The organism is Sphingobacterium sp. UME9, assembly GCF_014170215.1.
In the GTDB taxonomy this organism is placed as follows: domain Bacteria; phylum Bacteroidota; class Bacteroidia; order Sphingobacteriales; family Sphingobacteriaceae; genus Sphingobacterium; species Sphingobacterium paramultivorum.
Window position 1 is genome coordinate 662,888 of record NZ_LZZP01000003.1, and the last position, 11,689, is coordinate 674,576.

Annotated in this window: 11 protein-coding genes; 4 read left to right on the plus strand and 7 right to left on the minus strand. The window is 42.3% G+C overall.

Annotated features, from left to right (window positions below):
• Nucleotides 1–28: 28 nt before the first annotated feature.
• The 7 genes from A9970_RS04180 to A9970_RS04210 form a co-directional block, all read right to left on the minus strand.
• A complete protein-coding gene (locus A9970_RS04180) occupies nt 29–1,012 on the minus strand; it encodes a hypothetical protein (protein ID WP_182981426.1) in 984 nt (327 codons plus the stop codon).
• A 105-nt stretch (nt 1,013–1,117) separates the two neighbouring features.
• Nucleotides 1,118–1,687, minus strand: a complete 570-nt coding sequence (locus tag A9970_RS04185) for a hypothetical protein (RefSeq protein WP_182332226.1) — start codon at nt 1,685–1,687, stop codon at nt 1,118–1,120.
• Between the two features lie 67 nt (nt 1,688–1,754).
• A complete protein-coding gene (locus tag A9970_RS04190) occupies nt 1,755–2,741 on the minus strand; it encodes a hypothetical protein (RefSeq protein ID WP_182981427.1) in 987 nt (328 codons plus the stop codon).
• 42 nt (nt 2,742–2,783) lie between these two features.
• Nucleotides 2,784–3,524, minus strand: a complete 741-nt coding sequence (locus A9970_RS04195; protein WP_182981428.1) for an HmuY family protein — start codon at nt 3,522–3,524, stop codon at nt 2,784–2,786.
• A gap of 274 nt (nt 3,525–3,798) precedes the next feature.
• Nucleotides 3,799–4,389: a hypothetical protein gene (locus A9970_RS04200; RefSeq protein WP_182981429.1), complete on the minus strand. Its 591-nt coding sequence runs from the start codon at nt 4,387–4,389 to the stop codon at nt 3,799–3,801.
• A 29-nt stretch (nt 4,390–4,418) separates the two neighbouring features.
• Nucleotides 4,419–5,174, minus strand: a complete 756-nt coding sequence (locus A9970_RS04205) for an HmuY family protein (protein WP_227550295.1) — start codon at nt 5,172–5,174, stop codon at nt 4,419–4,421.
• 47 nt (nt 5,175–5,221) lie between these two features.
• On the minus strand, nt 5,222–7,600 hold the full coding sequence (locus A9970_RS04210) for a TonB-dependent receptor (protein WP_310889265.1): 2,379 nt from the start codon (nt 7,598–7,600) through the stop codon (nt 5,222–5,224).
• A 312-nt stretch (nt 7,601–7,912) separates the two neighbouring features.
• On the opposite strand from A9970_RS04210, the gene A9970_RS04215 reads away from it, so the two are divergent.
• The 4 genes from A9970_RS04215 to A9970_RS04230 all read left to right on the plus strand — a co-directional run bounded on the left by A9970_RS04215 (nt 7,913) and on the right by A9970_RS04230 (nt 11,686).
• Entirely contained in the window at nt 7,913–8,770 is an 858-nt protein-coding gene (locus A9970_RS04215) for a hemin ABC transporter substrate-binding protein (protein WP_145330214.1), read from the plus strand.
• Between the two features lie 5 nt (nt 8,771–8,775).
• Nucleotides 8,776–9,807: an iron ABC transporter permease gene (locus A9970_RS04220; RefSeq protein ID WP_286849486.1), complete on the plus strand. Its 1,032-nt coding sequence runs from the start codon at nt 8,776–8,778 to the stop codon at nt 9,805–9,807.
• Nucleotides 9,808–9,840: 33 nt separating this feature from the next.
• Nucleotides 9,841–10,632, plus strand: a complete 792-nt coding sequence (locus A9970_RS04225; RefSeq protein WP_153847555.1) for a heme ABC transporter ATP-binding protein — start codon at nt 9,841–9,843, stop codon at nt 10,630–10,632.
• A gap of 91 nt (nt 10,633–10,723) precedes the next feature.
• Entirely contained in the window at nt 10,724–11,686 is a 963-nt protein-coding gene (locus A9970_RS04230) for an AraC family transcriptional regulator (RefSeq protein ID WP_182981430.1), read from the plus strand.
• Nucleotides 11,687–11,689 lie beyond the last annotated feature (3 nt).

The following is an 11,689-nucleotide window of genomic DNA, read 5'->3' on the forward strand; positions in this document are numbered from 1 at the left end:
CACGATTAAAATGAGTTGGTAAAGCGTATTAGTTTAGCGTGATATAATAAGTATCCTCTAATAATACTTTTCCTGATTTGTCTACCATTTTTAGCTTGTTGATTCCACTACCCGCTACATTGGACGGTATAGGGATGGTAACCGTCATTGCGTTCACATCAAATACCGCATTGTTTATAGTATATTCTTTATTCAGATTGTCCACCGCGATGAAATGGTCAAAATCGCTTTTAAAATAACGCTCGTAAAGGACTTTACTTTGCAAAGGAGCCACAAAGTTTTCTCCTTTTTTAACGCTATATAAGAGATTACTCTTTATTAATAGATTGAGGATGCTAGGTAAGACAGCCTCAAATGAATCGCTTACGATGGAATAACGGCCTGACACCAATTTGACCTTATAGCCAGTACCTGCTTTGAAGTCATCTGGAGCCGTAAAAGTGACAGCAAAATTAGTGGGTACTATATTTTTGCTAAACGAAAGTAATGTTTCTTTTCCATCTTTATCTATTAAATAGCCTTTAGTTTGTGTCTCGTTGGGTATAATGTTTTCTCCAATAAAAGTAAAAGTATTCGGATCAGTGATATAGTATTGACCAGACGATAAACTGTTAAATGTAGCTTGTACTATGGGCTGATTGTATTGGAAGGTCAATGTATAGTTTTTGCTGGATCCGTCCTGTGCCCGAACAGTATAGGTGATGGGTTTTTCGGATTGGAGTTTTATCGGTGTACCCGATGCAGGCGTAATAGTCGCTAATTCCGAAACTTTAATCGTAGGTGTAATGTTTTCGGGCTGCTCCACCAATGGAGGCCAATATAAGATAATCTGGTCATTCACAATGCTGGCTGACAAGATTTTGCCATCAGCATCCTGAATGCTAAAAGATTCAATGTCATTGTAGGGCAGGCTGGGGTATTCCGTTTTACAGGACCAGCATGTTAGTGCTAGCATAAAAATCGCTAGAAATTGAAGGATATGTATTTGTTTTTTCAAAAATGAGTGTTGCATAATTTTTTTGGTTAAAAAAATCGTTATGCGGATGTTGATTAGGCTAAAAAGATCCGCAACCCATCCACCAGGTTGCGGAATCTTTCATTCATTAAATAGGAAGGACTATAATGCCTTAACTTCGATATTGGTATCTGCTTTTACTTGTAATTGACCTGCCACTACTTGTTGGCCAACATTTGTAAAATTAATTAACTTAACAGCATACGAAGCTCCGGAAGAATTTCCGACCAACACTGTCAAAGGTTGGATTGCTTGGTTTGCATGGCTATCTAAATCATATTCATACCATTCGCCACTACCCTGTGATGATACTGAAGTCGCTGTTGCCCAATCTGATGCTGTAACGGAAGCGATGTCTTTTGCTACCGTTCTGATCGAATAAGATCCATTAGCCTTGATCGAACCATTTACATGGCTAAAGAATGCAACTTGACCAGAGCTACTCAAGCTTTGTGCACCTGTAGCAAGGTCGACATATACTGCAGGCCAAGTTGCTGCAGCTGCTGGGCTCCACCATTGACCTACAACAGTGTAGTTACTATTTGCTTTAGCTTGGTTCAGCGCTAAAGGAGCTGTTGCTGATTCTGTTGTTGGGGCTGCTGCCCATACTGCTGCCGATAGCACAGTCACGGCCATCGCTGATTTTAAGATAGTTTTGATGTTTGAGTTCATGTTGAGATCTCCTCTTGTTTTAATTTATTTAATTTTGATGCCACCATGGCATACTGTGGATGCTTGTTTATGATTCCGTTATTGTACTTGGAGACAACTGTGTCTTTACAACATCGGCCCAGTCTTTAAATTGGAATTTGATCTGCAAATTATCAAAGGTTCCGATTGGAAGAGTCGCTGGTAATGAAACTGTCATTTCGGTACGGTTATAAGATTTAATAGTCAATGGATAATCTTTTCCATTGAGTGTCATGATAACGGCCGTAGGATCTAGAATAACCTTATCTAGGCCAGCTTTTATGGTCCAATCTTTATTTTTTGCGAGATTTAGACCCAATAAGCTAACAATTACGTCAGGTTGACGATATGTAATTTTGAGCGGATTGGCTAATGTAATGGTATGGTTGATGTTGGTTACCTCTACATCATAGGTACCTGCTTTAATATCGGATGGAATGCGGTTTTCCCGTTCGGTGCCCGTATAGCTTAATTGGTATCCAATCCCCGATACTTTCAGGCTATTCGGCGTAGCCATTTGATACCTTTGTTTGGTCTCCTGATTAATCAGTGCAATACTCACCAATGAAGGATTGGTATGCATAAAGGTTCCATTAATCGCCGGGAAACCAGCGCCAGGACCTTTTGTAAGCGAAATAGAAGATGTCGATGCAAAAGTCGCTTCAAAAGATGGCGTACTTTGTAATTCAATTTTTAAGCTATAGGTTCTTGTGGTACCTGTAGCAGATTTTACGGTATACGTCTGGCTCTTTTCATCTGTTTTAACAGGCAAAATTTCTTCTGTTAAACTGGCACCATTCGCGACTTTAATAGTAGGGTCGATGACGAGCAACCCATAATAATAAGGGAGATATACCGTAATGACATTTTTTTCATTGTCTATGGCGCCATAGATAACCTCATCATTAGGGAGGTTGGTGACCTTATATTCGAGTATCTTATCTGCGGGAAGTAAGGCTAATTCTTCCGTTTTGGTGCAGCGGGTTAGCAGCAATCCTAAAAAAAGGAAGCTTAAAATGCTGTATAATCTTTTCATGTTAGTTTAGTGTCTAATAAAAGTAAGCTATACTTATTTTTTTTAGTTAGCAATGACAAATTTGGTACTACCAGCTTTGGCAAGTACATATTGGAATGTAAAGAATGGTGTTGGTGAATCTTTAAACCAATCCTTTGGGTCCAAGAGGTCTTTATAGATACTTTGTATCTTGATCTTGGCATAGTTTCCCTGGGCTGTACGGACGATCAGTGTATTGCTTTCAATTGGATAGCAAACGTGTTTTTTGTTTTCCGCTCCACCACCTTTGATTACGCCATCAAAATCATATAAATACCAACCCAAGCCTTCACCAAAAGCTCCTGAATCATCCGTACCATATGCTTTTTCACCTTTGCGGAACTCGGCATCTGAAGGGATATCGATTACATCTTCGAACTTTTTCTTGACAATTAGGATACCGCCTTTCCCTGGACCACCTTTACCAAATCCGTTTGCTGTATTGTTGCAATTGATAAAACTGCGGTATATTTCTGAGCAAGAGATGTCCCATCGTGCGGTTAGTTTATAATCCGGTGTCACAGCTTTGTTCTGTTCCAAGCTGTAATATATTGGTGATTGCGCCGTGGTTGGTGCACTTCCAGCAGGTAAGTCTTCGCCAAAATTCTTAACAGTAATCAAGCGGTTGAACATAGCTTCTGGTGCAACAGGATCTGGTTCAGGCTCTACTACTGTGGGCTCGCTTTTGCTACAGGACCCCAACACAATTAAAAATGCCAATACCGGTATGAATTTTAATAGGTTGCTGCGTTTCTTTATTTTCATTGTTACTAGTTTTTTTGTGTTAGTTGATACCTTGTCCCTTTTCTATACATGTAGTAGGGTTGTTAGTATGTTATTTTTATTTAAATTGATTCTAAATAATAGTAAAGATAAAATCTTTTGCTGATAAAGTGTGTATGAAAATTGGTATTTAATATATTTTTTTCGGTTTTTGATTTTTGGTTAACAAAATCAGCTGGAATTTTAACCAGCTGATTTGCTAGTATGTTTCTTTAGGCCTTCTCAATAGACCTTCTCAAACTTATACTTCAGTTTACTACTGTTTAATAAATTTTTTAAAATTGATGTTATAGGTTGCATTTCCGCCAGCGGCAGTAATACCTCCAGCCTGAATCAGATAAAGTTCATCCGACAAATTGCTTAATTTCTCACCTTTGTACATAACTATATAACGATTGGCAGTAGGGTACACTGCATGATTACTTGGATAATCATAGATAATCCATGTTGGGCCTGTTGCGGGAATTCCAGCACTGGATGCGTCAATGCCTAGTTTATCAGTCAAAGTGATGTTGGCAGCTAATACAGATGCTAGTGTCAGCTTTTCTATACTAGTGTTAGCCTGATCAAAGTAACCCATCTTATAATTTTCTGGAGAAGTGTTTTGTAATGTAGATCCATACATTCCAGAAAGATTGATCATACTCTTAGCTTCTTCCTGAACAGTATTCGTTTTAAAGTCATAAAAAGTTTTTACGCCAGAAGGAACTGCTATTGTTGCAGTTGCAGAAACAGCAGTTGCGTCGCTCAATTTATTCTCTTCTATTTTATCATCATCCTTGCTACAAGAAGTAAAACCTAAACTCAATGCACATAGTAGTGCTGCTGTTGTAAATAATCTATTCATCTTTAATTTAATTGTGTAATTTTTCCTTATTATAATGTGTTTGTATTTAAATCTTTGCTGCCATCCTGCTGTACATAATATTTAAATGTATAGTATGGGGCAGGCCAATTGAGGTTGGTTACCGCCGCGGGATTTCCCTTATAGGCATTGATCAGTTGTAATTTGGCATATTTGCCATCGGGTAAGCGAATCGCATAGGTACGATTGGGGAGCGCCTGCATAATATGGGTGCTCAAACTATAACGAAACCAGCCATCCGAACCATCTGTTGCTGCCCAGCCAATTTTGTTTACTTCACTTTTATTAAACTCTTCATCCGAAGGGGCTACAGTGACACTCTGATAGGCTTGTCGCAATAAAACCACAGCGGTATTATTTGCCTGGCCGCCATAACCTGGATTGTATTCATGCTGGGAATTGTTCACATAGATCTCCGAATTGTAAGGACCTGTAAAGGCAATATCCCAATCTTTTGTTTTAAGCCACTGCGCAGAATCGGCTTTGGTCTTAACCCATATTTGCTTTTGGTCTTTAAAACGAAAAAGAAATATAAAAAATGGTCTTTGCTCTTTTCCTTCAGTACCTTCTCCCATGGCTGCATCGGTATCGCCAGCAAGATCTTTGATCAAGGTACTTTTGCCATCTTCTAATCCGATCGTATAGTCTTTGTCTTTCCCACAGGATACCACTGTCAATAACAATAGTGCTGAAAAAATACAACGGCCAATCTTGTGAAAGGAAAGCCAGATGCTACATTCTCCAATAATCATGCGAATCGTTCTCATCTTTTATCTTGTACTTTGTGTGCTAAATTCTTGTTCATTAGTCCTTATTATTCTTTTATCCAACGGTAGCTCACGCCGCCCATAATAACACGTCCAGGTTGCCCGAGTAAATAACGGCTTGTAAAATTGAATAAATTGTCACCGATTAGACGCAGTGTCAATCTGCGGTTCATCAGACTCTTTTCCACAGTCATATTCACCAGTGTGTGATAGGGGATAAAGATGTCGTATTTGTCGATAAACTGGTTGCCATTGTATTCCTGAAAAGGTGTGGCACTTCTGAAATTGACCCGCGCATTGACATTGACGCCCCAGGGTTTATATTCATATTGGGCTTTAGCATTGAACATGTGTCTCGAACGGTCTTCAATACCCCAATAATCTGATTTTTTGCTCTGGCGATATTCGCCAGTAGCGGGATCGTTGATCTGGTTATAGGGATAACTTCCCTTGGCAATACTATCCAAAACACTCAAGTCTTTGGCAATCAGGTATTGATAGCCCATCGACAATTGCAGATCTTTGGTCGCCTGATAGGTTAATGAAACTTCAAAACCTTTATTCATGGCTTTGGGCAGGTTGCGGTAGCTATAGATCTGTGCTACTTTGGTCCCGTTACCCACACTAACTGTGTTGATCTGATTGTTGATCCGATGGTAGAAGACCGAGAAATCGGCCTGAAATCTATTGGAGGGACTCCAGGTAAGCCCAATATTGTTTGAAATGCTGGTTTCGGCTTTGAGGTTACCCGCCACCAAATTGAGCATATAGCTGTTTTTATAACTCAGTTCTCCGGCTTGATCCATGGCTGCAATCACATCGGCTACGCGCTCTGAACCGACGACCAAATAGTTGGCTGCTGGATTGAAAAAGACCTGATAGCGCATCTTATAGTCGGGCGCCTTAAATCCTGCTCCGATACCTCCTTTGATCAAAAGCTTAGGACTGACATGGTATTGTAGACCCAAACTTGGACTCAGATGGCCATTGTAGACATTGGTCTGATCGTAGCGTAGACCCAGCGTCGTCAATAAGCGGTCGACAGGTTTCCATTCGGTCTGCAAATAGGCGAATGCGCTGTTTAAAGATCGTTTGGCATCCAGATCCTGGTTGTCCATCAGTTCAAGACTGCCGCCTATACCACCGGTAAGTTTAACCTGTTGTGCGGGGCTATACGCAAACTGCTGTTCAATGCGGTGTACATTCTGACCGAATTGCTCGGCACTTGCAACAATACCTTGTTGCAACCATTGTGCGGCAATCTGGGAATGGAAACGCGAGAAATAGTAACGCGTCATACTGCGCAGTCCCGACTCGAAATTATGGTCGTAACTCGCCGAAAGGTTGATGTCCTGATCTTTTTGTTTATCCTGTAGTGTGGCCGACTCTGACCATGCATTGATCATTTCAGATTCTCGGGCTGCATAACGCCCTGTAACGCCCAAAGTGCCATTTTTGCTTGTACGATAACGTACTCGCCCCTGGAAACTATAGTTGGTATAGGGTGGAAAAGTGGTGCTCTTGGATTCCAGATACTGCTTGTCGGTATTAAAACCATCCGTACGGTAGTAATTGCCCGAAAAGACGGCGCTCCCGCGTTGATTAGCAAAAGGTGTTTCTGCTTCCAGTGTTGCATCAACGGTATTGAGGCTGCCATAAAGAAGCGATGCCTGTGCCTGTGGTGTGATTGCACCATGGCGTGTAATGATATTGATCGCACCACCCAATGCGTCACTGCCGTATAAGCAGGAGGATGCGCCTTTGATGATTTCGATACGTTCGATGTTGGTCACCGAGATACGGGACAGGTCAAAGTTGCCACTGTTGCGTCCCAGCATAGGTTGCCCGTCTACAAGTACCATCACGTAGTTGCTGCTGAATCCCTGGATCTGTACACCGACGGCTCTGGAGCCCCCGGCAATATCGTTGACGATGGCGATACCCGTCTGTTCTTTTAAAACTTCATCCAGACGGCGGCTGCCCATAAGCTCAATTTCACGTTTGGTGATGACTTTTACGGGCATAGCTGCATTTTCGGCCTTAACGAGATTGTCTACAGCCTGCGCTTTACCCTGCACATCAACTACATCCATCTGTCGTTCTTCAGCTTTTAACACAATGTTCAACTGCTGATTTTTGTCTTCCAAATCGATAACTTGGCGGTACTGCTGATAACCCATGGCCTGTACCTGTAATTCGTAGCGCCCCGCATAGAGCTGACTGAATTGAAATCTCCCCGCAGTATCTGTTTTAAAAGCATATTTGTCCGGATAAAGATATACGGTCGCATTGGCTACGCCTTTATTGGATTCGTTTTTCAATACACCGGAGATTTTCCATTTTTCCTGTGCTTGCAGGGTATAAACCTGGCAGGCACATAAGGCGATCAGGGTGCTTGTTCGAATAGATGAGATGCTTCTAAACACTATTTTTATTTTTACTAATTCTAAATAATGTTACAAAAAACGGTAATCCGTCTGAATTTTTCTCTATGCAAAATGTCATAAATTCTATTTAATCCGTTTTTTGTGGACTGAAAAGTAGTTTATTTTATGGGGTATATTGTTGTTTAGTAGTGCTTTATAGTTCATTTTACGTTGTGGAGTGCTATTCTAAAAGATTCGATATAATTTGTATTTAGACTGATTATTGATTTGTTTTGTACTCAAGTTGAACGGCGAGATGCGAAAACCATTCCTGGAAATCCGCTATCGCCATCATGGAGATAAAGAATTACAATGAGTAGATTTTATGTTGTTATACTGTGTTTTGTGATGCAAATCGGTGGATGGGCGACGGCACAGCAGAGAATCATTACGTTAAACAGTTCGTTGACCGAAACGATCTACGGACTGGGAGTAGGCGAGCGCATGGTCGCTACCGATGTGACAAGTATATCGCCCAAAGCAGCGGCGGCCTTGCCGAGGGTAAGCAAAAATCGGTCGGTTTCGGCCGAAGGTCTGTTATCTTTTAAACCAAGCATCGTCATTGCGAATGAAGGCGATGTATCCAAATCGGTCATTCAGCAGATTCGTGCAGCTGGTGTGAAGTTTGTCTCCATTAAACCAAACTATTCTGTTCCGGGTGCACTTCGTTACATCCAGGAGGTCGCAGATGCCGTCGGTGAATCTGCTGCCGGTAAAAATCTGGTTTCCCGCACGAAAGTAAGCTTGGATCATACCATGGAATTAGTAAAGAAGGAAAATCAGGGTAAAGCGGCGCCCAAAGTATTGTTTTTATATGCGCGTGGTACGGGTACCATGAGTGTGGCAGGTAAGGGCAGTAGCCTGGATGCGATGATTAATCTGGCTGGTGGTAAAAATGCGGTTCAAGAATTTTCGGATTTCAAACCCTATACGACGGAAGCGCTGGTGCAGGCCAATCCAGATATTGTGTTGCTATTTGATTTTGGCGCGAGTAGTCTTGGCGGAGAGGATGCTATCCTCAAATTGCCGGGCATGCGTATTACGAATGCGGGTAAAAACGACCGTATCTTGGTGATGAATGCCTCACTACTGGTAAATTTCAGTAACCGGCTGCCAGACGCAATCTTAGAATTGCACCGTGGATTTGGAAAAGTGATGGATTCAAAATAAAGCCAGTGCAAAAGAAACAGAAATTTATCCTATTGGCTTTGGGCCTGGTTTTGGGTGTTGTAAGTATTGTTGCCTTGGGGATGGGGGCCTACCATATTCCGTCCGCTGATATCTTAACGATGTTGACGCAAAAATTGCACTTGGGGAGTGCCGAAGCTGTGCACAATATGCAAGGAGATGTTCTTTTTGAGATTCGTATGCCGCGTCTTTTGCTCGGACTTTTGGTGGGTGCAGCACTTGGTATATCGGGTGCTGCGATCCAGGGTATCTTCCGAAACCCCTTAGCGGAGCCCGGATTGATCGGGATTTCTTCTGGAGCTTCCCTTTTTGCGGTACTGATTATTGCCTTTGAGACTTTTCTTTTCACCTCTTTAGCGGCATGGATTGGATATTATATATTGGCTTTTGGTGCTTTTGTGGGCGCTGGTTTAACCGCTTTTTTGGTTTACCGTATTGCCAGTAAAAATGGCCGTCCAAATGTGACGACGATGTTGTTGGCGGGCATTGCCATCAATGCCTTTGCCGGTGCGCTGACGGGTTTGATGACTTATATGTCGACGGAGCAACAGTTGCGTACCATCACATTTTGGATGTTGGGAAGTCTTGGCGGGGCTACTTGGGATAACCTAAGGGCTTTGGCGCCATTTATTTTGATCCCGGTGCTGATCTTGCCTTTTTTTGGAAAGTCGCTGAATGCCTTTTCCCTCGGGGAGTTGCAGGCGGATCTTTTGGGTATGCGTACCGATCGCGTCAAACGCTGGGTGGTTGTCTTATCCACGCTTGCTGTGGGAGCATCCGTTGCGGTATCGGGTATTATTGGTTTTGTGGGATTGATTGTTCCACATACAGTTCGCCTGATGGGTGGGGCAGATCACCGATTTGTGCTTCCTGGTTCATTACTATTAGGGGCACTGGTGTTGACATTGGCAGACGTGATTGCCCGGGTCGCCGTGGCACCCATCGAATTGCCCATCGGCGTGATTACAGCTTTACTGGGTACACCGGTATTCTTGTATATTTTAATCAAAGATAAATAGTCTTTTGGCAGAGGCTTAAAAAATAATCGCATTATGCTACGTGTAGAGAAGATCAACTACGAAGTGAACGGACGAAAGCTCCTGAAGGATATTACCTTTCAGGTGCGCAAAGGGGAAATTCTGGCAATCCTAGGCGCCAATGGCGCTGGTAAATCGACGCTGATGGGGGTGCTTTGTGGTGAAAAGAAGCCTGATTCGGGAGCTGTTCATCTCAATGGCAAGGCGCTGTCGGCATACGAGCCTGCGGCTTTGGCCAAATGCAGGGCTTTACTGAGCCAACAGCAGCAGATGACATTGAGTTTTAATGTGGAAGAAATTGTGCTGATGGGGCGGTATCCGCATTATAAGAATACGCCCAAGCAACAGGATTATAAAATCGTGGCCGAAACCATGGAACTTTGTGGGGTATCAGCTTTTGCTGAACGGGATTTTTTGAGCCTTTCTGGTGGTGAACAGCAGCGTGTTCATCTTGCACGAATCCTGGCGCAGATATGGGATAATCCGGATGCCTTGTTGTTATTGGATGAACCGATTTCGGCATTGGATCTGCACTATCAGCAGAAAGTACTGGCCATTGCACGGGCACTTGCCCGAAAAGGATTTATGGTGGTGCTGATTGTGCACGACGTCAATTTTGCCGCCATGTATGCCGATCGTATTCTGATGCTCAAAAATGGCCGAAAGCTCTTTCATGGTACCCCGGTGGAAGTATTGGCCCAAAAGGAGATCTATACCATCTTTTCGGTCGAGTCCAATGTCATTATGAATCCAAGAACATTGAAACCTTATGTTCAGTTGGAGGAAATGGATATTGACTTGGATTAATCATGTTATTTAGAAAGATTATAAATAATTTTAGAATACCATCTTATTTCGTTAATTTTAACTGCTTCAGGCTTATTTAGGATTTGTAATCATGTTGGTGAAAAGTAAAATAGTAGAGTTGGCAGATTGGCTTTTTGAAGAAGAAATTCCGGATGGCTATGTTCCCAACAAACCTTTGGTGGAAAATAGGATATCCATATCCAAAGATCCTGTCCATATGGAGAATTTTCAGCTATCGACTTCAGGATTGTTTATCCTGCATTCGAAAATGCAGTTTGATCGGCCAGTGCAGGTGCTTACGGAGATCGAGGGCGAGACCATAACCAGCCAGTTTATTTTCTTTAAGCCGACAGATAGCAAATTGCCGTATGGCATGAGCCGGCATAATATACGCTACATTCCTTCTGTCAAATCCATTCATGAAGTGGAACCCGGTATTGAATACACGTATTTTATAGCTGTTATTTCCAAAGAGTATTACCTCAATCTGATCAAACGCGATTCGTTATTGCATCAGCAATTTGTGCATGAGATCGAAAAGGGAGAGTATGTGTCATTTTCGGAGGAGGATCTGATGGCAACCTACGAGATGCAGCATACCATAACTGAGCTGATTGAATCTAAAAAGAAAGGGGAGATCCGTCGATTACATACCGAGTCGCGTGTTGTTGAGCTGCTGATGTATCAGTTTGAGCAATACAATGAGAAAACGGAAAGCAGTGATTCGCTCTTTCATGAGGAGGATGTGCAAAGGCTGGAGATGGCGCGACAGATTCTTGAACAGCGTATTGCCAATCCGCCGACGCAAAAAGAACTTGCAGCAGAGGTGCTGACAAGTGAAAGTAAACTACGTAAAGACTTTAAGGAATATTTTTCAGTGACCATTCACGACTACCTCACACGGGTGCGTATGGAAAAAGCTAAAAGTTATCTGCTCGAAGATAAAATGACGGTCTATGAGGTGGCCCTGTTGACAGGTTATGGCCACCAAAATAATTTTAGCAGTGCTTTTAAAAAGTATTACGGTATCTCACCTGGAGAGCTCAAGATGTAATAT